Origin of the sequence: uncultured Veillonella sp. (assembly GCF_900545205.1) — a bacterium.
Lineage (GTDB): Bacteria > Bacillota > Negativicutes > Veillonellales > Veillonellaceae > Veillonella.
In genome coordinates this window covers 1-23,960 of sequence record NZ_UQYC01000023.1, presented here as the reverse complement: position 1 = coordinate 23,960, position 23,960 = coordinate 1, and the positions used below count along the sequence as shown (strand labels likewise).

The following is a 23,960-nucleotide window of genomic DNA, read 5'->3' as shown; positions in this document are numbered from 1 at the left end:
TCAAAGGCCAAAACAATATCACTCGTTATGAAATGGCTCAAATGGTAGCTAAAGCAATGGCTAACCAAGATCGTGCTAATGCAGAACAACAAGCAATGATTAATCGCTTGGCTGACGAGTTCTCCAATGAGTTGAACAGCTTAGGCGTTCGCGTATCTCGTTTGGAAGACCGTGTAGGTAATGTAAAAGTAACTGGTGATGCTCGTATCCGTTACCAAGGTTCTGAAGATAAAGGCGTTTACAAAAATAACAGTAAATCCTTAACAGATGGCCGTGCACGTGTTCAATTCAACGGTAAAGTAAATGATAAAACTGAAGCTGTTGTTCGTGTAAAAGGTAATTACGAATTCGGTGATTCTACAAAAGGTGCTGATGCAACAATTGATCGTGCTTATGTAGATCACAAATTTGGTAATAGAGTATCTGCTAAAGGTGGTCGTTTCCAACAAACAATTGGTGGCGGTTTAATGTACGATGATACATTTGATGGTGCTCAATTGAACGTAGGTAATGACAAAGTTCAAGTACAAGGTGCTTATGGTTACATGATGGCCGGTGCTGCTGATGGTAACTCCAAATCCGATAACCCTTCCGTAGCTTATGTAGGTGTTAAAGGTAAAGTTGGTCAAGAATCCACAGTTGGTGGTTTCTACTCTAAATTATCTAGCGGTAACTTGAACCATAACGGTTCCACAGTAAGCTCTGATGGCCAAGACGTATACGGCTTCAATGCAGACTTCCGTAAAGATAAAGTTTGGGTTGGTGGTGAATGGTTAAAAGCTTCCAACGTAAATGATTCCCAAGCTTGGACAGCTGGTGTTGGTTATGGTAACTACGACATCGCTAAAAAAGGTACATGGGATGTGAAAGGTCAATACTTCAACCAAAAAGCTAACGCTCCAATCGTAAGCTCCACTTGGGACCAAGCATATGACTTAACAAATACATCTAATGGTTACAAAGGTTACATGGCTAGCGTAAACTACGCAGTACAAGATAACGTAGGCTTATCTGCTGGTTATGGTTTCAACTCTAAAGACCAAAAAGGTAACGATCTTTCCGATTTCTACCGTGCAGAATTAAATTACAAATTCTAATTCCCTCACAAACAAAAAAAGACTTCTTCGGAAGTCTTTTTTTGTTGCATATAAATCGGTAATATTTTCTTTTGTATATAATAGTATATATATAGTAAAATAAATCTATATATAGTGAACGTTAAAAATTAATTTGATTAGTATATATATAGATCTATCACACAATATATTGTATGAGGTGTTTATGAACCATTTATGCATAAAATGGGTATATACTAATTAATAATAGTATCATTAATTAGTAAAACTTAATAATATATATGATAATAAATCTCATTTGGTATGAAAAAAGATAAATTTGATTTTTTTAGTGAAAAAAAATAGACCTTATAAAACCAGATAAAATCTGAATTTTGGGTCATTTTAAATTATAAAATTTTTATAATGAGAATGAAATTGAGAAAAAAGGGTTTACACGAAAATTAGGTTGTGCTAATATCACCCTACAAGAAGTAACAAACACATGAAACGAAGAACTTCGATGTAGAATGTGGCGAGGAAACGTGGACACTCCCAAAAATTCTTAATCTGAAGAACAGAGTAGAATGTGAATGTTATGACTTGTAACATTTAATATTTCTATTTTTTTCAGAAAGAAGGAATTCAACTATGAAAAAACAATTCGCAGCAATTTTCGCAGCAACAGCAGTTTTGGGTGTAACTACTGCATTCGCAGCTAACCCATTCTCCGATGTAACTCCAGATTCTTGGGCATACCAAGCAGTTTCCCAATTGGCAAACGCTGGTATCGTTAATGGTTACCCAGATGGCACTTTCAAAGGCCAAAACAACATCACTCGTTACGAAATGGCTCAAATGGTAGCTAAAGCTATGGCTAACCAAGACCGCGCTAACGCTGAACAACAAGCTATGATCAACCGTTTGGCTGATGAATTCTCCAACGAATTGAACAACTTGGGCGTTCGTGTAGCTCGCTTGGAAGACCGCGTAGGTAACGTAAAAGTTACTGGTGATGCTCGTCTTCGTTACCAAGATGCTGAACATGCTAAATCCAAATTCGACGCTCGTGCTCGTGTACAATTCAATGCAAAAGTAAACGATCGCACTGACGCAGTTGTTCGTTTGACTTCTGGTAACTTCGAATTGGGTAACTCCCAAAACGGTGGTAACTCCAATGCTACAATCGATCGCGCTTATGTAAACCATAAATTCGGCGAACGCGTATCCTTGAAAGCTGGTCGTTTCGGCCAAACTATCGGTGGCGGTTTAGCATTTGACGGTACTTTCGACGGTGCTCAATTGAACGCTGGTAACGACAAAATTATGGCTCAAGCAGCTTACGGTTACATGGTATCCGGCGAAGCAGCTGGCTTAACTAAAGACCAAAACGTAACTAACACTTACCTTGGCTTAAAAGGTAAAGTAGGTAAACACACTATGGTTGGTGGTTTCTACGATCGTGTAAACCAAGATAGCACTAATGGTTACAAAAATATCTACGGCTTCAACGCTGATGCTAACTTCGACAAAGTTTGGGTTGGTGGCGAATGGTTGAAAGACTCCCACGTTGATGAATCTCAAGCTTGGACTGCAGGTCTTGGCTTTGGCGACTACAACATCGCTAAAAAAGGTTCTTGGGATGTTAAAGGCCAATACTTCAACGCTAAAGCTAACGCTCCTATCGTTGATACTACTTACAACCACCTTTACACTACAAATGCTAAAGGTTGGATGGCTTCCGTTAACTATGCATTGCAAAACAACGTTGGCTTGTCCGCTAACTACGGTTTCGACTGGAAAACTCAAGACGGTGCTGATCTTAACGACTTCTACCGTGCAGACCTTAACTACAAATTCTAATTTGATAGTTAACCATATAAAAGGGACTCCTTCGGGAGTCTCTTTTTTTATGAATAATCTATAGATTCCTATAACAAATTGATATAGAATGCCTTTTATTATGCAATTTTGATAATTAAAGATCAACTTATATACAAATAATACTTATCTTTTATTTTGTGATTTATAAGCTCTGTTACTGGGAGAAGTAAAATATTTTTGATAGAGGATTACTGTATATTTCTATCTATATAAGTATTATAAATGGTATAATAAAGAGTATTAGATTTTCTTGTGAAGGAGGTAAGAATGAATCCTTCTTTTTCTCATATAAAAATGGTAGCCATCGATTGTGATGAGACGTTAGTTCGAAGTGATAATACAGTTTCTGCGTATACAGTTGATGTATTGCATCGCTTGCAGCAGAAGGGAATTGGTATAACAATTGCAACTGGACGCATGTATCAAACGGCAAAACCAATTGGATTAGCATTACAACTTGGTAATGTTCCTATGATACTGTTCTCTGGTGGTTTAATCCAGGAGTTAGAAACGGGATATAAGCTATTTGAACAAACTGTTCCTATAGATGTCGTATATCGTGTTTTTCAACTCGGTCAACAATATAGTTGGCATATACAATCGTACGTAGATGATCATTTACTGTGTCATCATAAAAATTGGCAATCCGATCATTATGAACAGCAAACAGGGGCTGTAGCTGAGTTTTTAGGTGATACAATTTATACACTTTCTTCAGAACCCAATAAGCTCATTGCTATCGATACAGAAGAAGGAATCGATAGAATTATTGATATCTTGACCCCATTAGTTGGTAATCAAGTTACATTAGTGCGTAGTCAACGAGATTTCCTCGAAATCACTGCACCGAATGTATCAAAAGGGCGTGCATTAGCTCAATTAGCTCTAGATAATAATCTTAGTCTTGAAAATATAGTTTCCTTTGGAAATGCAGAGAACGATATTTCTATGTTAAGTGAAACGGGATATTCGGTAGCTGTTTCAAATGCAACAGAACATGTAAAATCTGTGGCTAATGAAGTATGTGGTCATCATAATGAAGATGGTGTAGCTCACTGGATAGAAAAGAATCTTTTATAATGGAGTAAAACTATGGAAGCATTTCGTTTATTAATTGTTACAGGCATGTCTGGTGCCGGCAAAACTCAGGTTCTACAAGCATTAGAGGATATGGGCTATCTATGTATTGATAATATTCCTCCTATACTGATTCCTAAGCTAAGTGAAATTTGTCGACAAGGTGGAGAACGTACAAACCGTGTAGCTTTAGTTGTAGATATTCGCGGTGGTGAATTCTTTGAAGCCCTTTCATCATCTCTTGAAACATTAAGAGAAATGAAGGTAGATTATGAAATTGTCTTTATGGATGCTACAGATGAGACGTTAATTAGACGATATAAAGAAAGTCGTCGCAGCCATCCACTGGCTCCAGATGGGATGATCACTACAGGTTTGAAAGAAGAACGTCAGATATTAAATTCTGTACGACATAAAGCAGACTTCATTATTGATACAACGAATATGAAAACTGCGAGCCTCAAAGAGTATTTAAAAACTCGATTCACTCAAGTTGACGAAGGACATGGCATGTCTATTACAGTTGTAAGCTTTGGCTTTAAATATGGATTACCATTGGATGCGGATATGGTTTGGGATGTTCGATTTTTACCAAACCCATTCTACATTCCAGATTTCCGTCATAAAACAGGTCGTGTGAAAGCTGTAAATGAATATATTCATTCTTTTGAAGTTACAGAGGAATTTAAAAAGCGTTATTTTGATACCATTGATTTTCTTGTTCCTAATTATGAACAAGAAGGGAAGTCTCAATTTATCGTTGCTGTAGGCTGTACAGGTGGTATGCATCGATCTGTGGCTATGGCAGAAGCATTATATTCGCATCTATTAGAAAACGGCTATCGCGTTTCTGTAGAACATCGAGATATGATGAAAAATAATGTAGAAGAAGATTATAATCCTCATGAAATTAAAACATTTGGTAACTAGATAGGGGTTCATATGTTGCGAAAAAGATGGTTTCGGTGGCTTATTCCGGGCCTAAATATAAAACGTTGGCTTGCCCTATTTAGTTGTGGTGTAGGTCTTTTAATCATAGGCATTTCATTGATATTTAATTATCAATGGCTTGCCGTTCTTGAAGATATTGTATTAGCCTTTTCTTATAATATGACGGGCTTTTACAATTATAATGTGCTCATTGCTGTAGGCGCTGTTGTACTATCGATTGGCGCTGTGTTAATGTTAATCGGTACGAGTAAGGTTATTAAAACGATTATTCGTGCTGTATTACCTAATCCTGATAGTAAGGTGTCAGATATTATTTTCCAAAATATACGCCTCGATAAAGGTCCTAAAATCGTTGTTATCGGCGGTGGTACAGGATTGTCTAATCTATTGCGTGGATTGAAAACACACACATCTAATTTATCAGCTATTGTTACAGTAGCTGACGATGGTGGTTCATCAGGTCGTTTACGGGAAGATTTTAAAATGATTGCCCCTGGTGACTTACGAAACTGCTTGGTCGCATTAGCAGAACAAGAAGGGGTTATGGAAAATCTTTTCCGCTACCGCTTTGAAGGGGAAAATGAGCTATCTGGACATAGTTTTGGCAATCTCTTTATTACAGCACTTGCTCAAGTATACGATGGCGATGTGGAGGAAGCACTTGAAGCAGCTAGTAAATTACTACGTGTACGCGGTCGTGTAATTCCTTCATCTACAGAGTTCATTAAATTGGTAGCTGAGATGACAGATGGTACCATTGTAGAAGGTGAAAGTAATATTCCAAACTCTGGTAAAACCATTCGCCATATGTATAGCGAACCGGCGCAACCAAAGCCGGAAGGTGCTGCGTTACGTGCTATCGATGAAGCAGATGTCATCATTTTTGGACCGGGTAGTTTATATACAAGTATCATTCCAAACTTGTTAACTGATAAAATTGCATCTCATATACGTGCTAGTAAGGCAAATAAAATTTATATTGCCAATGTTATGACTCAACCTGGAGAAACTTCAGGTTATACGCTTAGTGATCATGTGGAGGCACTCATCGCTCATGGTGGGGAAGGTATTGTAGATACCGTACTGGCAAACGATGGTCCACTACCAATTCAAATGGTAGAACAATATAGTGCCGTAGGTTCAGAGCCTGTAGCATTAGATACTAAGAAACTACAAGCTAAAGGGATTCGCACGATTCGGGCTACTTTAATTAGTCCGAAAAAGCCAGCTGTTCATGATCCAGAACGGTTGGGTAAAGTAATTATGGATATTGTTCACGCCATGCAATCGGATACTGAACCACATATCTTAGAGTATTATCTCCAACGAGATGATCATTAATGAGAAGGGATACCTATGTCATTTGCTGAAGATGTAAAAAATGAATTATGCCAATATGAATCCTCTAGTGATGCAGATGTGGCCATGAAAATTGAAGCGTCTTGCTTATTGCGCATGGGTGGATCTATCATTTTAGGGATGAAGGGCGCTGTTGGTATTAGATTAGCTACTGCAAATAATGCAGTAGCTCGTCGCTTGTTAGGCATCTTAAAGAAACAATATGAATTGCCTACCAATGTATTAGTACGACAAGGGCTTAACTTGCGTAAGAAAAATATGTATACCTTATCTGTGGAGCCATCCATAGAAGGGCGACAGGCTTTAGAAGATCTTGCTTTATGGCCTGTAACTGAACAAATTCCTCGTAGTTGGCTTAAATCTATGGAGGCACGACGTGCTTTTTTACGGGGTGCTTTTTTAGGTGGAGGATCTGTTAATAAGCCACAAAGTGATTATCATCTTGAGTTTATGACGGGGAATGAGAATTTTGCAAAGGAAATTATACATGTATTGCGGTTATTTCATATTCATGCAGGTTTGACTGAGCGTAAGGAAGAGTATGTAGTATATCTTAAAGAAGGCGACGCAGTAACGAATTGCTTGCAGATTATGGGGGCTCAATCAGCCTTGATGGAGTTTGAAAATGTGCGCATTATGAAGACTGTGCGAAATCAAATCAATCGGCAAGTAAACTGTGAGACCGCTAATTTACAAAAGGTTGTAGATGCTGCAGTACGTCAGGTAAAAGCAATTCGAATCATCGATAGAGAAATTGGCATTGATGCATTGCCTGACAAGTTGAGGATTGTAGCCAGACTGAGATGGGACAATCCAGAAGCGAGCTTAAAAGAGCTAGAAGAATTGATGGATGGCGAATTATCCAAGTCGGGTATTGGCCATCGTTTAAAGAAAATCGAAGCATTAGCACTTACGTATGACCCTATGGGGCTTGAAGAAATATAGAGGTATTAATATATGTTTTCTTATAAATCAAAATATTGTGTAGCTGCGGCCATGGCCGCCATGGCTGCGCTTACAGGCCATGTAGAGGCTCGTGATATAGATTTACAATCAATTGGATATTTTCAGTTTTCTCCGTTGCCACCAAGCTTGGTGTCTCAAACGGATACATTGCTATTATCGGATAGCCCTGAATATGTAGGCCCAGTAGGCGGTACACTTAGTGCTGGTACCATTAATGGGAATGGCCGTATTTATTTTTATCACGTAAATGAAATGGATCAACCCCATAAGATTGCTATTGTACTAGAAAATCAAACGGCATATCCTAATACTGTTCATGTAATGAGACAGCTTAAATCTGTGGCAACGCCAGATTATTTTGCTGCTGGTCGCGATTTATCCCGCAAGGATTTAGAGCATCCTTTAGATGAAAGTCCTAATGCGAGACCTTTATATTCGCTAAGCATTCCGCCCCAAGGTCGACAATTAATCTTTACTGATTTAGAAAATACACCGGTATATCAAGATGCATTATTTACAGGCATTGTAGATATTAAAACAGAGGCGCCAATCTTTGCTCGCGTTATGATGCTACCTATGGGCATGGACGCCGTTGATGCATCACATTGGGCTAAGAACTTACCTATTGATGAAATTCAATTGCGCGGTACATATACTGGTTCTAAGCGTAATATGGAGGTTACCACGCCTTTTGATACTGCTTTAGGCGGTGCTTTTGTTGAAGTTGGTAATGACCGTGAGGATGCCTTTATCAATGGTGTAGATGAAATGCAAAATAAAGCATTTGTTCGTGACCGTGGTAACTATGGTGTTTCATACACTTTAAAAATTCCTACAAAGGGTAATGAACCGTTTAGATTGTATTTTAACCCTCTTGGTGGGCCATATTCTGGCTCCTTTACGGTAAAAGCACTTCATCAACAAGGTGCCCGTAGAGGTCAAACCGATACGCGTACCTATCATATCGGTGGTGCTGATGGGATTACTGCACTAGGGGACGGTACTATATTAGATAGCCGTCTTATGGGTAATTATAATGCAGGCGATTTGTTAACATTAAACTTCATGCCGGCAGGTGCATCTAATTTGCCAATACGATTCTTATTGATTCCTGAATCTCTTGCAAATCCACAAAAACATCAGACTATTGCGGTCAATGTACCAAAAGATGTAACAGACAGTTTGGGGCATCCAACTCAAAGTGGTACACAAATTCCTGTAGGTCCTATCAATGGTAAAGATAGCAATAAGGGTACTGTAGATACATCTAAATCTACTATGACTCCTGCAAAACAGGCAGAAACAATTGCTCACGAAGAAACAAAAAAATTGAGCGATAAAGCAGCTGCTGATGCTAAAAAAGAGGCACAACTTAAAAAAGCGAAAGAAGCTGAGGAAGCATTAGCTCGTAAAAAAGCGGAAGAAGCTAAATTAGCTGCCGAAAAAGCAGAAATAGCACGCAAGGCTGCAGAAGCTAAACATGCTGAAATTGAGCGTAAAATGGCTGAGAAAGCTGAAGCTGATCGTAAGGCTGCCGAGTTGAAGGCTGCTCAAGAGGCGCAAGCTGCTAAAGACAAAGCGGCCTTAGAAGCGAAAAAGGCTGAGGAAATGCGACAAGCAGAAGAGGCTAAACGCTTAGAGGCAGAAAGAAAAGCTGAGCTTGATCGAAAGGTAGCTGAAGCTCGTAAGGCCGAAGAAGAACGTAAAGCTGAAATGGCGCGTATTGAAGCTGCTAGAAAGGCCGAAGCCGATCGTTTAGAAGCAGCACGTAAAGCGGAGGAAGCTCGTGTAGCGGCCGAAGCAAAACGTCTTGAAGAAGAACGTAGAATTGAAGCGGCTCGTATTGAAGCAGCACGAAAGGCAGAAGAAGCTAGACAAGCCGCTGAAGCTAAGGCTCGTTTTGAAGCACAACGGGCAGCAGAAAAGGCTGCATTAGAAGCTAAAAAAGCTGAAGAAGAACGCTTAGCTGCAGAAGCAAAAGCTCGCTTAGAAGCACAACGAAAAGCAGAACAAGAAGCATTGGAAGCTCGTCGTGCCGAAGAAGCACGTAAAGCGGCCGAAGCGAAAGCTGCATTAGAAGCCCAACGTGCAGCTGAACAGGCTGCGTTAGAAGCAAAACGTCAAGAAGATGCTCGTAAAGCGGCAGAAGCAAAAGCAGCCTTAGAAGCACAACGTATTGAAGCGGCAAGAAAAGCTGAAGAAGCACGTCGTGCAGAAGAAGCGAGAAAGGCTGAGGAGGCAAGAATCGAAGCGGCCCGTAAAGCAGAGGAAGCTCGTGTTGCAGCAGAGGCTAAACGTGCAGAAGAAGCGCGTAAGGCTGAAGAGGCAAGAATTGAAGCGGCCCGTAAAGCTGAAGAAGCGCGTAAGGCAGAAGAAGCACGCCGCGCAGAAGAAGCACGTCGCTTAGAAGTAGCTAGACTTGAGGCACAACGCAAGGCGGAACAAGAACGTCTTGAAGCGGCCCGTAAAGCCGAAGAAGCCCGCGTTGCTGCTGAAGCAAAACGTCAGGAAGAATTACGTAAGGCAGAGGAAGCTCGAATCGCAGCTGAAGCAAAACGGGCAGAAGAACTTCGTAAGGCTGAGGAAGCTCGAATCGCAGCCGAAGCGAAACGTGCAGAAGAAGCTCGTAGAGCAGAGGAAGCTCGTCGCATAGAAGAAGCTAGACGAGCAGAAGAAGCGCGTAAAGCCGAAGAAGCTCGTATAGCTGCTGAGGCACGTAAGGCTGAACAAGCTAGATTGGCTGCAGAACGATCAGAAGCTGAACGTCAAGCAGCAGAGGCAAAACGTATTGCTGAAGAACGCTACCAAGCTCATTTAGAAGCGGAACGCAAAGCAGAAGAAGCTCGTCAACAGGCACTTGCACAAGCTGAAGTGGAACGTAAAGCAAAAGAACGAGCTGAAGCAATTCAACGTGTCAAAGAACAGCAAGAAAATGCTCGTCGTCGTGCAGAGCTTGCACGTCAACAAATTGAGGCAGAACGTAAGGCTGCCCAAGCAGCTAAGACAGGACCTTCCTTCAGTGAACTTGATGACGTCCACGAAGATACTCCTTCCGTAACGATTCCGAATGCTGTATCTATTGATGAATTGACTAAACCAAGACCGACTGCATCTCAAAATACACGTCGTCGTGATCAACGTCAACCTCAACAAAATCAACAATATGCACAACAAAATCCAATGACTAATGGTCAACAAGATCAAGCACCTTATGGTTCACAGCAAGATCAACAAAATGATGATCAAAATCCACCAAGATTGTATCCTATGAATCGATAATTCATAATCATAATAATAAAAGCTATTAATGTCTAATTATAGATTTTGGGGATTCGGATAATGATGTAAGTATAGAGAGGACAAGCCACTTTACTGGGCTTGTCCTCTTTTTAAAATACTTATGAACTTTCGCTTTTACATTGACTTTCAAGGGCAGATTCAGTACAATAAATAAAGAAAATGCACCTATGGTACGAGAGACCATTGCATAGTACAAAACCTTTTAATTTAGTCCAGAGAGGCTGAGAAAGGAATATAGTTGAAGCGCCCCCATAAGGGCTTCTTTGTGCAAACTATTTGACCTTTTGCCCTGGGCAAAAGGTCTTTTTTGTTACGTGAGTTAGGAGGAAATCATGGGACAAGTTAGCCTAAAAGGCAAACATTTATTGGGTTTGCAAAATGTGTCACCTGAAGAAATCAAATTGATTTTGAATGTGGCAAAGAAAATGAAGAAAATCGTTCTTTCTGATGATAAGAAGGTTCCACTTTTAAAGGGGAAATCCATTATTAACCTTTTTATGGAGCCTAGTACTCGTACCCGTAGTTCCTTTGAATTGGCCGGTAAATATTTAGGGGCTGACGTTATTAATCTTTCTCCAAGCGGTTCTTCCATGGGGAAAGGTGAAAGCTTCCGCGATACCTTGCTAACTATGTCCTATATGGGCACAGATGCTATCGTAATGCGTCATAGTGCAGAAGGGGCTCCTCTATACGCGACTAAAGCAGTAGATCCTATCATTATCAATGCTGGTGATGGTGCTCATGAACATCCGACACAAGCTTTGTTAGATATGTATTCTATCTTAGAGAAAAAAGAATCTATTGAAGGCTTAAAAATTGTTATCTTAGGCGATATTATGCATAGCCGTGTAGCAAGATCTAATATTTATGGCCTTACTAAAATGGGTGCTAAAGTACATTTGGCTGGTCCTCGTACTATGGTATATCCAGAGCTCGAAAAATTAGGTGTTACCGTACACCACGATATTCGTGAAGCAGTGGCTGATGCAGATGTGGTTAACGTACTTCGTATTCAATTAGAACGTATTCATTCTGCGTTGTATCCTACAAATAGAGAATATGCACGTATCTTTGGTATTAACAATGATGTATTGAAATTGGCTAAAGATGATGTGATGGTAATGCATCCAGGTCCTATGAACCGTGGCCTTGAAATTGCACCAGATGTAGCATATTCTGATCAATCCGTAATTCAAGAACAGGTACGTAATGGCGTAGCTGTACGTATGGCTGTATTGTACTTAACTATTATCGGAGGTGACGGTAGTGAGCTTGCTTATTAAAAATGGTACGGTAGTTAATCCGGCAAAAAAACAAAACGAAGTAGCAGACGTTCTCGTAAAAGATGGTAAAATTGCAGCCATCGGTCAAAACTTAAGTGCTGAAGGCGCTGAAGTATATGATGCAACAGGTCTTATCGTAGCACCTGGTCTTATCGATATTCACACACATTTGCGTGAACCAGGCCAAGAAGCTAAAGAAGATTTCCACTCTGGTACACAAGCGGCTGCTGCTGGTGGTTTCACACGTGTAGTCACTATGGCTAATACAAACCCAGTTGTAGATAATGCTGCACTTGTAAGAGGTTTACAAAAACAGGCTGAACTCACTGGCGTTGTGAAAGTAGAATTTATTGGTGCTGTATCCAAAGGCCTAGAAGGTAAGGAACTTGCTGAAATGGGCGATATGGCTGAAGCTGGTGTAGTAGCTTTCTCCGATGATGGCCATTATGTAGAAAATGCTGCATTTATGCGTCGTGCCTTAGAATACTCCTCCATGTTTAATAAAATGGTTATCGACCATGCAGAAGATATTACATTGACTAAAAATGGTCATATGCATGAAGGTATCGTTTCCTATGAACTAGGTGTTATTGGTCGTCCTGCAGTAGCTGAAGATTTAGCGGTTGCTCGTGATATTTTGTTATCTGAAATGACAGGCGGTCACATTCATATTGCACACGTAAGTAGTAAAAATACAGTGGATATGGTTCGTCGCGCAAAAGCAAAAGGTCTTAATGTAACATGTGAAGTTACAAGCCAACATTTATCTTTCACAGATGAATATTTACGCGAATACAATCCAGCGTTTAAAATGGCTCCTCCAATTCGCTCCGAAGATCATCGTCAAGCATTATTAGAAGGCTTGAAAGATGGCACAATCGATGCAATTATTACAGACCATGCACCGCATGCATATGAAGAAAAAGACCATGAGTTCTGCTGTGCTCCTAATGGTTTCAGTGGTCTCGAAACATCTTTAGCAGCGGTTATTACCAATGCGTATGGTCCAGATAAACTCAGCATTGACCAAGTTGTGTACTATATGAGTACACGTCCAGCTGAATTAATGCGTCTTGATGCAGGTGTTCTTGAAGTTGGTAAACCAGCAGATATTACTGTATTCTCTACAACTGAAGAATGGACAGTAGATCGAAATAAATTCTATACAAAAGGCAAAGTCAGCCCATTTGATGGTATGACTGTTACAGGTAAGGCCAAACTCACAGTAGTTGATGGCAAAGTAGTTATGAAGGAGGGCGTAGTCTTATAATGAAAGGCAAGTTAGTTCTTGAAGATGGTTCCGTGTTTGAAGGTTCCTTATTAGGTGGCGCTCCAACAGTAGGCGAAGTTGTATTTAACACAGGTATGACAGGGTATCAAGAAATCTTGACTGATCCATCCTATGCGGATCAAATTATTACATTAACATATCCTTTGATCGGTAATTATGGTACATTGAATGCTATTACTCAAGGCCCTAAACCATATTGTAAAGGCTTTATCGTAGGAGAACTGTGTGATTTCCCATCTAACTGGCAAAATGAAGGCTTATTTAGCGAGTATCTTCGTTTACACGGCATCCCTTGCCTTTATGATGTAGATACACGTGCTATTACACGTGTACTTCGTAACCATGGCGTAATGAAAGGCGTACTTGTACGTTCTGATTACCCTATGGAAGATATTCAAAAATTATTTAAACAAGACTTGCCAACAGATCAAGTTATGCGTGTAACTACAAAATGGCAAGGTATGCGTGGCGATAAAAATGCAGAGTTCCATGTAGCTGTAATGGACTATGGTGTAAAGGAAAATATCCTTCGCTCTTTAGAAGCAGCTGGTTGTCGTCTAACAGTATTCCCTGCAGATGCTAAGGCTGAAGATGTATTGGCAGCAAATCCAGATGGTGTATTCTTATCTAACGGCCCTGGAAATCCTCAAGATCTTGGCTATGCTGTAGAAGAAGTAAAGAAATTATTCGGTAAAAAGCCTATCTTCGGCATTTGCATGGGCCATCAAGTATTGGCTCAAGCCTATGGTGGTACAACATTTAAATTAAAATTTGGTCACCGGGGCTCTAACCATCCAGTACAAGATTTACGTACAGGCCGCGTATATATTACATCTCAAAATCATGGCTATGCAGTAGATGATACTTCCTTGCCAGACTTTGTAGAAATTACACATCGCAGTGTAAATGATGGTACTGTAGAAGGTATGCGTCATAAAGAATTACCTATCTTCTCTGTACAATATCATCCAGAAGCATCCCCAGGACCTACTGATAATCTATATTTATTTGACGAATTTGAAGACTTAATGAGAAAGGGAAAATAATATGACCACAGAAGCAAAAAAAGTACTTGTAATTGGTTCTGGTCCAATTATTATCGGCCAAGCTGCAGAGTTTGACTATGCTGGTACACAAGCATGCCGTTCCCTTCGTGAAGAAGGTTATAAAGTAGTATTGGTTAACTCCAATCCTGCTACAATTATGACCGATACAGATATTGCAGACCGCGTATATGTAGAACCGATTAGTCTTGAATTCGTAACAGAAGTAATTAAAAAAGAACGCCCTTGGGGCTTATTGGCTACATTGGGTGGCCAAGTAGGTCTTAATATGGCCGTACAATTGTCTGAAGCTGGCGTATTAGAAGAATACGGTGTAAAACTTCTAGGTACAACACTTGAAGCTATTAAACAAGCAGAAGACCGTGAACTCTTCAAAGAAGCGATGAAGGAAATCAATCAACCAGTTCCTGAATCCGATATCTTTAACGATCTTGAAGAAGCGGTAGCCTTTGCTAATCGCATTGGTTATCCTATCATTATCCGTCCTGCTTACACATTGGGCGGTACTGGTGGTGGTATTGCGCATAATGAAGATGAAATGTATGAAATTACACGCCGTGGTTTGAAACTTTCACCAATTCACCAGATCCTAGCAGAACGTTCTGTAGCAGGCTGGAAAGAAATCGAATACGAAGTAATGCGCGATAGTGCAGATAACTGTATCATCGTATGTAATATGGAAAATATCGATCCTGTAGGCGTACATACTGGTGACTCCATTGTTGTGGCACCAAGCCAAACATTAAACGATATTCAATACCAAATGCTTCGTACTGCTTCTGTAGAAATTATTCGTTATTTGAAAATCGAAGGTGGTTGTAACGTACAATACGCGTTGAATCCAAATAGCAATGAATATATCGTTATCGAAGTAAACCCTCGTGTATCCCGTTCCTCTGCATTAGCATCTAAAGCAACTGGCTATCCAATTGCGAAGGTAGCTGCAAAAATTGCAGTAGGCATGACATTGGATCAAATTACAAATGCTGTAACAGGTGAAACAAAAGCATGCTTCGAACCTACACTTGACTATGTAGTAACGAAATTCCCACGTTGGCCATTTGAAAAATTCAATTTGGCAGACCGCACATTGGGCACTCAAATGAAGGCTACTGGCGAAGTTATGGCTATCGATCGCTCCTTGGAAGGCTCCTTGCTTAAAGCAATTCGTTCCTTGGAAATTGGTTTAGACCATATTGAGCTAAAGAAAATCTCTCATGAGTCCATGGAACAATTGATTGAACGTTTACATTTAGTAGATGATGAACGTATCTATGTTGTAGCAGAAGCACTTCGCAAGGGCATTAGTGTAGAAAAAATTCACTACATTACAAAAATTGATACATTCTTTATTGGAAAAATCAAAAACATTGTTAATGTAGAAAAGGCATTGGCTGAACATGGTTTAACAGAAGATGTATTGCGCAAAGCAAAACGTTATTCCTTCACTGATTCTGTTATCGCCCGTTATGCTAATACAACTGTAGAAGAGGTTCGTGCAAAACGTAAAGAATGGAACATTCTTCCAACATATAAATATGTAGATACATGTGCTGCCGAATTCGAATCTAAAACACCGTACTACTACAGTGCGTATGCACAAGAAGACGAAGTTAAACCACTCGGTGAAAAATCCGTTGTCGTACTTGGTTCCGGTCCAATTCGTATCGGTCAAGGCGTAGAGTTTGACTACTGCTCCGTACATTCCTCTTGGGCACTTCGTAAAGCGGGTTACCAATCTATTATGATCAATAATAACCCAGAAACAGTGTCTACAGACTTCGATATTTCTGATTCCTTGTACTTCGAACCATTAACAGTGGACGATGTAATGGAAATCATCGAGAAAGAGAAACCAGCTGGTGTTATTGCTCAGTTTGGTGGTCAAACAGCAATTAACTTGGCAGGTCCATTGGCTAAGCGCGGTGTAAAAATCCTCGGTACATCCGTAGATAGCATCGATATGGCAGAAGACCGCGAACGCTTTGATGAATTATTGGCAAAACTTGGTATTCCACGTCCAGTAGGTGCGCTTGTAACCTCTGATGAAGAAGCACAAGCAGCAGCTAAAAACTTGAAATATCCATTGATTGTACGTCCTTCCTATGTATTGGGCGGCCGTGCTATGGAAATCGTATACAACGATAAAGAGCTCGATGTATACATGAAGGAAGCTGTAGTAGCCTCCAAGGAACATCCTGTTCTTATCGACCGTTATATGGTTGGTATGGAGGTAGAGGTTGATGCTATTTCCGATGGTACTGACGTATGTATTCCTGGTATTATGGAACAAATCGAACGTGCTGGTGTTCACTCTGGTGACTCCATGGCCGTTTACCCAGCTCAACATTTGAGCCAAGAATTGATTGATCAAATCGTTGACTATACACGTCGTATTGCAGTAGGCCTTAATGTTAAAGGTGTACTTAACATCCAATATATCGTGGCTGATGGTGAACTTAACGTAATCGAAGTTAACCCTCGTTCTAGCCGTACTGTACCATTCATTTCTAAGGTTACAGGCATCAATATGGTAGAATGTGCAACACGCATTGCTCTTGGTGAAAGCTTAAAAGATTTGGGCTTGCCACTCGGTCTTGTACCTAATAAACCATATGTAGCTGTAAAAGCACCTGTATTCTCCTTCTCCAAAATGGGCCTTGTAGAAATCGCTCTTGGACCTGAAATGAAATCTACTGGTGAAGTTATGGGTATTGGTCGTACTTATTCTGAAGCATTGTTTAAAGCTATCAATGGTGCCAATATGCGTATCCCAGAAGATGGTACAATTCTTATGACCGTAGCAGACCGCGATAAAGAGGAAGCTAGCCAATTGGCAAAAGGCTTCATCGAATTGGGCTATCACATCGAAGCAACTGGCGGTACTGGTAAATACTTCAAAGAACATGGTGTTGACTGCAAGGTAGTTAACAAAATCTCTGAAGGTGATGACAACTGTGCTGACCACATTCGTCAAGATAAAGTAGATCTTGTACTTAACACACTGACTGCAGGTAAACGCCCTGAACGTGAAGGCTTCCAATTGCGTCGTCTCGCTGTAGAAATGGGTACACCATGCTTAACAAGCCTTGATACAGCTCGTGAAGTATTGCGCGTTGTAGCTAATCGTAAAGATGATGCTAACTACAATGTAGAAGCATTACAAGATTTTGAATTGGAGTAAAACCATGAGTGGCTATGTAGAACAGGGCGAAGTCGTTCGCAATGAGCAAATAGGCTCTGATGTGTGGATTATGGATATTCACGCACCAAAACAAGCAGCAGAAGCAAAGGTAGGGCAGTTTTGTAATGTTCGCGTAGCGGACTCTACGGCGCCATTATTGCGTCGCCCTATCAGCTATGCTGGATTCGATGCACAAAAGGGTATAATTACCCTTTTGTATCGCGTCGTAGGTAAGGGGACTGAAATTATGACACGTCTCGTACCTGGCGATACACTAGATTGTTTAGGACCTTTAGGTGAACCATTTGTAACATCTAAGAATATGCTTCTCGTTGGCGGTGGCGTTGGTATTGCACCAATGCTATGTATCGCATCCCATTTGAAAGAAGGGGAAGAGGCACAAGTTATTCTTGGTTTTAGAAATGAAAGCGAAACCTTCTGGGCAGATCTATTCAAAAATACGCCTGTTAAAGTACACATCACGACTGATGATGGTAGCGTAGGTACAAAAGGTTTCCCTACAGCAATCATGCCTGAGTTGATTAATGGCAATACTTTCACATCTGTTATGACTTGCGGTCCTACACCGATGATGAAAGGTGTGGCACAAGTAGCTAAAGATCTCAACGTTCCTTGCCAAGTATCTCTTGAAGAACGTATGGGCTGTGGCACTGGTGGTTGTTTAGGTTGTGCTTGTGATGGTGCAGGTGGCAAACGTTACAAAGTTTGTAAAGATGGTCCTGTATTCCCAGCTGAGGAGGTGTTCTTTTAATGAGTGAACGCGATTTAAATAACACCGTTACGCCTAATCCAAAGCTTGCTGTTGATTACTGCGGTATTAAGATGAAAAATCCTATTATTGCCGCATCTGGCACCTTTGGTAATGGTCCTGAGTATGCTGGTTATTTAGACCTTAGTAATGAAGTAGGTGCTATTTCCGTAAAAGGTTTAACACCTAAAGGTCGTCACGGCAATCCAGGAACTCGTATCGCAGAAACACCGTCTGGTGTCTTAAACTGTATTGGCCTTGAAAATCCTGGGGCAGAACATTTTGTAACAGATATTTTGCCAGACCTCAAGAAATACGATGTACCATTGTTAGCGAATATGTCTGCTGGCACGGTAGAGGAATTTGCATGGATGGCAGAAACTCTATCCGTAGATGGTATTGCGGGCCTAGAGGTTAATGTATCTTGTCCAAATGTTGCTTGTGAAGGTATGGCTTTTGGTGTAGATCCAAAGGTAGTAGAACAAGTAACTAAAGCAGTTCGTAAGGTAACAGATAAGCCTGTTATTGTAAAACTTTCACCAAATGTAACCGATATTGTGGAAATCGCAAAGGCTGTAGAAGCTGGTGGCGGTGATGGGGTCAGTCTCATCAATACCATTCTCGGTATGGCCATAGATATCCATCGCCGTAAACCTGTATTGGGTAATATTTATGGTGGTTTATCTGGTCCAGCTGTAAAACCAGTAGCACTTCGCATGGTGCACCAAGTGTATAAAGGCGTTAATATTCCTATTATGGGCCTTGGTGGTATTATGACTGGTACTGATGCTATTGAATTTATGATGGCTGGTGCTCAAGCAGTTCAAGTTGGGGTTGCTACGATGGTAGACCCAACAGCTATTTCTCGTATTGCTCGAGAAATGGGCGATTATGTGGAACAATATAATCTTAACAGCATTACTGATATAGTAGGTGCTGTCCATCAAGGATAGTAAAAAGAAGACCTAGTACATTATGTACTAGGTCTTTTTGTATGTATTGTATTAATGTTCATAACTGTACAAAATCTCATACGATAAGTTATAAATACCATACTATATGAATTAGTATAGTGTGGCTTATACATATGCTTTGTAGAAATCAATAAATTGCTGTGCTACAGGGGATAAGGCATGCCCTTTGAGAGTAATAAATGCTTTTTTAAAATCTCCTGAAAATTCTGGCAACTTGATACGGGCCATTTTACGATGGTTAATAAGCTCTTTTGCATCCATAGGAACTAAAGAAACAGTTCTACCAGAGGATGCCCATTCGATGGCAGAGCTCTTAGTTGTAGTGATGGCAACAGCATTCAGTTGATCCATGTCCGTTAAACTAGATTGCATAATCATTCGCACAGATCCACCAGAAAGGGATAATGGACACTTTTTGATATCATCCCATGTGATGGTATCATGTTCACGACCTATCCAGAATACATCACGACGGAAGATAGCATATAAGTGTTCCTCTTGGGTGAGAAGGATATCAAATTTATCAGTATCTACCATTTGAATATTTGCAATTCCTAGCTCTGCATTACCGTTAATAAGTTGATTGACCACATTAGTCATTAGTCCTTCGTAGATTTCGAAGTGAACTGATGGGTATTTCATGGAAAAGGCTGGTAAATATTGTTGCACGATTGGTGTAGAGCGAGATGCAGAGGTAGCGATTCGCAACGTACCTTCAATACGTGAGTTCAACTGTTGTACAGCATTATATGTAGATTCTTCAATGGAGCATAGTTGTTGGGCTTTTTCATAGAAAATTTTACCAGCATCAGTTAGTTGTAAGTTTGATCCTCGTTGGCCGCGCTTGATATTGATGAGTTGAGCTCCAAATTCAGCTTCTAAATACTTTAATTGTTTACTTAAAGCTGGTTGTGTAATATGAAGAATCTCTGCGGCCTGCGTCATATTGCCCGTTTGAACGAGGGTAATAAAATTGTGGTAGTAAGATGTATCCATAGAATCTCCCTATTATACACAAAATAAGATAAATAAAAATTATAACGAACTAAGTAACAGTAATTTCACATTTGATAAAATAGCGTATATACTATATTCATCAAGGAAAGAGAAAGAATAATGTGTTTAAAATAAACTTTCTATCCTTATCACAATTTTTAATATAATAACAGTGATTGAGAAAGTAGGTACTATCATGGGCGTAGTAAAAAGAACATTAAGTAAAGCAATTCGTAACTGGGAAGCACGTAGATTAATGACTGCACATAATGCAGGTGTTAGTCGTAAAAAACAACTTGAACGCGTATGGCCTCATCCATTAACTACAGAAAAACGTCATGAACTTGCTCAAGGCGTAAGTGGCTTAGTTCATAGCGAAAACTAATTACTATGTGTGTATCAGTTAGATTATTGTTCTAGCGGTAGTACCACTTCAATAGAATCTAATATAGTACAAGTAGCAGCTCCATGACTCATGTCTTGGAGCTCTTTTTGTATGCGCTCCACATCAGTAGGTGGCACTAAGATGGTTATATCTACATGCTCACCAAAGTTTGCTTCATAATGTAATTTTTGATCTTGCACATATCTTTCAATGGCTCCATACAAGGAATAGTCGATGGTAGCCTGCAACTGAGTTCGTGTTGTGTGTAGTTCTTTAGGGGCAAGACGTAAGGTTTCTGCAACGGAGTGTGAGTATGCACGAATCAAACCACCTGCACCTAATTTGATACCTCCAAAATAACGAGTTACTACGACCGCTACATTGGTAATACCTGTTTTTTTGAGTACTTCTAGCATAGGTTTACCTGCTGTACCAGAAGGTTCACCATTGTCGGAAGACCGTTGTTGCTCTTGCTTTGGGCCTAATGCAAAGGCAGTACAATTATGGCGGGCATCCCAGAATTCTTTGTTGATGCGGTTAATAAAAGCTTGCGCTTCCTCTTCTGTAGAACAAGGGTATACAGTTGTGATAAAACGTGATTTCTCCACAACATATTCATGGCGAAATTCCTTCGCTACCGAAGTGAATTCTACTATAGGGCTTATTGATTCACACATACACTCACCTCCTTTAGAATCAAAGTTTATGTTTATTCATCATCACTTTATTATAATCTATTTTTTTATACTATGTATAGGTAGTAGGAGACTAATTCCCCTAGAAAAAGGAAATAACCCTCTAGATTTGGTAGGATATTGACGTAATGAGAATTTATGTTATTATGGAATAGAGACGTATGAATGAATACTCATGTAAAAGTGTTCATATATTAAATCATTCGTGTTTATAAAATATTCTGTTAGTGATGTATGATATGTATACTATGAGTTTATGACTTATATAGATATATAGGACATATATCTTTGAAATTCTAGTAGAAAGAAGTGATATGATGAGTAAGAAGAAACAAGAGTTTGATATTACAGGTATGCACTGTGCTGCTTGTGTAAAGCGCGTTGAAAACGTTGTTTCAAAGATAGATGGTGTAGAATCTGTAAAGGTTAATCTACTCACTCGAAAGGGGAGCGTAGAATACAAAGATGGTTCTACTGTAGAACCACAACAAATTATCGATGCCATTACGAATATTGGTTTTTGCGCTGCAGAAGCAGATGAAACGAAGCAAGAAATAGAAAAGGTTAATTTAAAACCTCATATTACGCGTCTTATCATTGCTGCTTGTATGGCCGTACCGATGATGATTAACATGACATTACATCGTTTTGGCATTCAAGCCTTGCCAGTATGGGTAGAGTTCATTCTTGCTACCATTGCTCAGTTCGGCCCTGGCCTTATGTTCTATAAGAGTGCGTGGAGTGCGGTAAAGAATGGCGCCCTTACCATGGATGTTCTCGTTGTAATGGGTACGACTGTTGCTTATCTATTCAGTATTTATAATTGGCAGTTCCATCCAGAACTTGGGCCTCATGGCATTTACTTTGAAACCTCAGCTTGGCTCATTACATTCATTCTTCTTGGCAAACTTTTAGAAGAAATTGCCAAGGGGCGTACCTCTGAAGCACTTCAAAAATTGATTGCCTTGCAACCAGCAACAGCTCATGTATTGCGTGACGGTGAGTTCGTAGATATTCCTACATCTAAGGTTGTAGCAGGTGATATTTTACAAGTTCGTGCAGGCGAAAAAATTCCAGTAGATGGTACTATTACTGAAGGCTATTCTACTGTAGATGAAGCTATGCTTACCGGTGAAAGTTTGCCTGTAGAAAAACAAGTGGGATCTGATGTTATCGGTGCGACTATTAACTTGAGCGGTGCTTTCACAATGGAAGCAAAACGTATCGGCTCTGATACAATGCTCTCTCAAATCATCAAGGTCGTAGAGGAAGCGCAAACCTCTAAAGCAAGCATTCAACGTATTGCAGATATTGTTGCTCAATATTTTGTGCCTGCCGTTATTGGCCTTGCTGTTTTGACCGGCCTCGTATGGTACTTCATTATGGGTGACTCTATTAATGTAGCTCTCATTAATGCTACAGCAGTGCTTGTTATCGCTTGTCCTTGTGCACTTGGTCTCGCTACACCAACATCTATTATGGTAGGCTCTGGCTTAGGTGCGGAGCATGGTGTTCTCATCAAGAGTGCAGAATATCTTGAAAAAGCTGGTAAACTCGATGCCATCGTTATGGATAAAACTGGCACTCTTACACAAGGTGTTCTCGATGTAACGGCTTTCAAAAATTATAATGGTGATGAAAGTATAAATATGTCCCTAATGATGGCCCTTGAAAGTGGTACATCGCATCCAATTGCAAAGGCCATGGTTTATTATGGCGAAGATCATGGTTATAAAGGTAAAGCTGTAGAACTTGAAAGCTTTGGTGATGTACCTGGTAAAGGTTTGCAAGGCGCTTATCAAGGCGTGTCGGTACAACTTGGCCATAGCCGATGGATGTCTGAATTAGGTTATGATTTAAGTGCAGTACAAGATGATATTTTACACTATGAAGAACAAGGTGCATCTGTATCCGTTCTTGCTGTAGATGGCGTTATCAGTGCATTATGGGCTGTAGAAGATGAATTACGTCCAGAAACAATTGATGTTGTAAAAGAATTACATGCTCAAGGTATTGATGTGTGGATGCTTACAGGTGATAATCGTCGTACTGCCCAATATATTGCTAAACAAGCAGGTATCACTCATGTAATTGCAGAAGTATTACCTCAAGATAAGGCTAGCAAGGTAAAAGAGTTGCAAGATAAAGGCCTTGTAGTGGGGATGGTTGGTGATGGTATCAACGATGCACCAGCTCTTGTAACTGCAGATATTGGTTTTGCTATCGGCAGTGGTACCGATATTGCTGTAGAAGCAGCAGATATTGTTCTTGTAAGAAATGACTTACACACACTAGTACAAGCAGTACGCCTCAGCCGTAAGACAATGACTAATATTAAACAAAATCTATTCTGGGCATTGATCTTTAACTGCATTGGTATTCCATTGGCTGCTATCGGTGCATTAAATCCTATGATTGCAGGCACAGCAATGGCATTTAGCTCTGTAACCGTTGTGGGTAACTCTCTTCGTTTGAAACGAGCTAAGATTTAATTTAATTTGTATCTTATAACATATAATATGTGATAGAGTTGATTAAAGTTTATAAAGCACCTATACCATGGTATAGGTGCTTTATTTTAAATGTACGCCGAATAGGCATGACTAAACCCCCAGTTAAACTGGGGGTTGGCAAAATTTCTTAGAGAAAAGGAAAGAACCTCCTAGTGATAAAATGAAGTTGGTCTGGCAACCACAACATTTCAACATAGGAGGTTCAATGTCAATG

At 40.1% G+C, this 23,960-nt stretch carries 17 protein-coding genes; 15 read left to right on the top strand and 2 right to left on the bottom strand.

Annotation, left to right across the window (positions count from 1 at the left end; all coding sequences use genetic code 11):
- From QZR70_RS03755 to QZR70_RS03695, 13 genes are all read left to right on the top strand, one after another.
- On the top strand, positions 1–1,097 hold a 1,097-nt coding region (locus QZR70_RS03755; RefSeq protein WP_295793217.1), incomplete at its 5' end, for a hypothetical protein.
- 609 nt (positions 1,098–1,706) lie between these two features.
- The gene (locus QZR70_RS03750) at positions 1,707–2,918 is read left to right on the top strand and encodes a putative porin (RefSeq protein ID WP_295793215.1); all 1,212 of its coding nucleotides are present in this window, start codon (positions 1,707–1,709) and stop codon (positions 2,916–2,918) included.
- Positions 2,919–3,206: 288 nt separating this feature from the next.
- The gene (locus QZR70_RS03745) at positions 3,207–4,019 is read left to right on the top strand and encodes a Cof-type HAD-IIB family hydrolase (RefSeq protein WP_105086204.1); all 813 of its coding nucleotides are present in this window, start codon (positions 3,207–3,209) and stop codon (positions 4,017–4,019) included.
- A gap of 12 nt (positions 4,020–4,031) precedes the next feature.
- Positions 4,032–4,946 carry an RNase adapter RapZ gene (rapZ, locus tag QZR70_RS03740; RefSeq protein ID WP_105086205.1) on the top strand — a complete coding sequence of 305 codons (915 nt, stop codon included), beginning with the start codon at positions 4,032–4,034 and terminating at the stop codon, positions 4,944–4,946.
- A 12-nt stretch (positions 4,947–4,958) separates the two neighbouring features.
- Complete coding sequence (gene yvcK, locus QZR70_RS03735) at positions 4,959–6,308, top strand: gluconeogenesis factor YvcK family protein (protein WP_105086206.1); 1,350 nt, start codon at positions 4,959–4,961, stop codon at positions 6,306–6,308.
- A gap of 15 nt (positions 6,309–6,323) precedes the next feature.
- A complete protein-coding gene (whiA, locus tag QZR70_RS03730) occupies positions 6,324–7,271 on the top strand; it encodes a DNA-binding protein WhiA (RefSeq protein ID WP_105086207.1) in 948 nt (315 codons plus the stop codon).
- 12 nt (positions 7,272–7,283) lie between these two features.
- Positions 7,284–10,571: an ATPase gene (locus tag QZR70_RS03725; protein ID WP_295793208.1), complete on the top strand. Its 3,288-nt coding sequence runs from the start codon at positions 7,284–7,286 to the stop codon at positions 10,569–10,571.
- Positions 10,572–10,924: 353 nt separating this feature from the next.
- Positions 10,925–11,875: an aspartate carbamoyltransferase catalytic subunit gene (locus QZR70_RS03720; RefSeq protein WP_105090313.1), complete on the top strand. Its 951-nt coding sequence runs from the start codon at positions 10,925–10,927 to the stop codon at positions 11,873–11,875.
- Positions 11,859–13,145 (top strand): dihydroorotase, encoded by a 1,287-nt coding sequence (locus QZR70_RS03715; protein ID WP_039969456.1) that lies wholly within the window; start codon positions 11,859–11,861, stop codon positions 13,143–13,145. Before QZR70_RS03720 ends, QZR70_RS03715 begins: the two co-directional genes overlap by 17 nt.
- Positions 13,145–14,212: a glutamine-hydrolyzing carbamoyl-phosphate synthase small subunit gene (carA, locus tag QZR70_RS03710; RefSeq protein WP_295793205.1), complete on the top strand. Its 1,068-nt coding sequence runs from the start codon at positions 13,145–13,147 to the stop codon at positions 14,210–14,212. Before QZR70_RS03715 ends, carA begins: the two co-directional genes overlap by 1 nt.
- Before the next feature lies 1 nt (position 14,213).
- Complete coding sequence (carB, locus tag QZR70_RS03705; RefSeq protein WP_295793204.1) at positions 14,214–17,414, top strand: carbamoyl-phosphate synthase large subunit; 3,201 nt, start codon at positions 14,214–14,216, stop codon at positions 17,412–17,414.
- 4 nt (positions 17,415–17,418) lie between these two features.
- A complete protein-coding gene (locus tag QZR70_RS03700; protein ID WP_295793202.1) occupies positions 17,419–18,186 on the top strand; it encodes a dihydroorotate dehydrogenase electron transfer subunit in 768 nt (255 codons plus the stop codon).
- The gene (locus tag QZR70_RS03695) at positions 18,186–19,136 is read left to right on the top strand and encodes a dihydroorotate dehydrogenase (protein WP_105090316.1); all 951 of its coding nucleotides are present in this window, start codon (positions 18,186–18,188) and stop codon (positions 19,134–19,136) included. The genes QZR70_RS03700 and QZR70_RS03695 overlap by 1 nt, the downstream gene beginning before the upstream one ends.
- 126 nt (positions 19,137–19,262) lie before the next feature.
- Here the strand turns inward: QZR70_RS03695 and QZR70_RS03690 are convergent, their stop codons facing one another.
- Positions 19,263–20,153, bottom strand: coding sequence for a LysR family transcriptional regulator (locus QZR70_RS03690; protein ID WP_295231319.1), 891 nt, complete (start codon positions 20,151–20,153; stop codon positions 19,263–19,265).
- Positions 20,154–20,349: 196 nt separating this feature from the next.
- Between QZR70_RS03690 and QZR70_RS03685 the strand changes: the two genes are divergently transcribed.
- Entirely contained in the window at positions 20,350–20,538 is a 189-nt protein-coding gene (locus QZR70_RS03685) for a hypothetical protein (RefSeq protein ID WP_227720963.1), read from the top strand.
- A gap of 23 nt (positions 20,539–20,561) precedes the next feature.
- Here the strand turns inward: QZR70_RS03685 and QZR70_RS03680 are convergent, their stop codons facing one another.
- Entirely contained in the window at positions 20,562–21,215 is a 654-nt protein-coding gene (locus tag QZR70_RS03680; protein WP_295231313.1) for a YigZ family protein, read from the bottom strand.
- A 335-nt stretch (positions 21,216–21,550) separates the two neighbouring features.
- Between QZR70_RS03680 and QZR70_RS03675 the strand changes: the two genes are divergently transcribed.
- Entirely contained in the window at positions 21,551–23,725 is a 2,175-nt protein-coding gene (locus QZR70_RS03675) for a cation-translocating P-type ATPase (protein WP_295793199.1), read from the top strand.
- Positions 23,726–23,960 lie beyond the last annotated feature (235 nt).

What these genes read in the sequence shown, in the direction of transcription:
- QZR70_RS03745 (WP_105086204.1), top strand. Translation starts at nt 3,207, where the DNA reads ATGAATCCTTCTTTTTCTCATATAAAAATGGTAGCCATCGATTGTGAT.
- QZR70_RS03685 (WP_227720963.1), top strand. Translation starts at nt 20,350, where the DNA reads ATGGGCGTAGTAAAAAGAACATTAAGTAAAGCAATTCGTAACTGGGAA.
- QZR70_RS03750 (WP_295793215.1), top strand. Translation starts at nt 1,707, where the DNA reads ATGAAAAAACAATTCGCAGCAATTTTCGCAGCAACAGCAGTTTTGGGT.
- QZR70_RS03700 (WP_295793202.1), top strand. Translation starts at nt 17,419, where the DNA reads ATGAGTGGCTATGTAGAACAGGGCGAAGTCGTTCGCAATGAGCAAATA.
- QZR70_RS03720 (WP_105090313.1), top strand. Translation starts at nt 10,925, where the DNA reads ATGGGACAAGTTAGCCTAAAAGGCAAACATTTATTGGGTTTGCAAAAT.
- QZR70_RS03690 (WP_295231319.1), bottom strand. Translation starts at nt 20,153, where the DNA reads ATGGATACATCTTACTACCACAATTTTATTACCCTCGTTCAAACGGGC.
- QZR70_RS03675 (WP_295793199.1), top strand. Translation starts at nt 21,551, where the DNA reads ATGAGTAAGAAGAAACAAGAGTTTGATATTACAGGTATGCACTGTGCT.
- QZR70_RS03725 (WP_295793208.1), top strand. Translation starts at nt 7,284, where the DNA reads ATGTTTTCTTATAAATCAAAATATTGTGTAGCTGCGGCCATGGCCGCC.
- QZR70_RS03695 (WP_105090316.1), top strand. Translation starts at nt 18,186, where the DNA reads ATGAGTGAACGCGATTTAAATAACACCGTTACGCCTAATCCAAAGCTT.
- whiA (WP_105086207.1), top strand. Translation starts at nt 6,324, where the DNA reads ATGTCATTTGCTGAAGATGTAAAAAATGAATTATGCCAATATGAATCC.
- rapZ (WP_105086205.1), top strand. Translation starts at nt 4,032, where the DNA reads ATGGAAGCATTTCGTTTATTAATTGTTACAGGCATGTCTGGTGCCGGC.
- yvcK (WP_105086206.1), top strand. Translation starts at nt 4,959, where the DNA reads ATGTTGCGAAAAAGATGGTTTCGGTGGCTTATTCCGGGCCTAAATATA.
- QZR70_RS03680 (WP_295231313.1), bottom strand. Translation starts at nt 21,215, where the DNA reads ATGTGTGAATCAATAAGCCCTATAGTAGAATTCACTTCGGTAGCGAAG.
- carA (WP_295793205.1), top strand. Translation starts at nt 13,145, where the DNA reads ATGAAAGGCAAGTTAGTTCTTGAAGATGGTTCCGTGTTTGAAGGTTCC.
- carB (WP_295793204.1), top strand. Translation starts at nt 14,214, where the DNA reads ATGACCACAGAAGCAAAAAAAGTACTTGTAATTGGTTCTGGTCCAATT.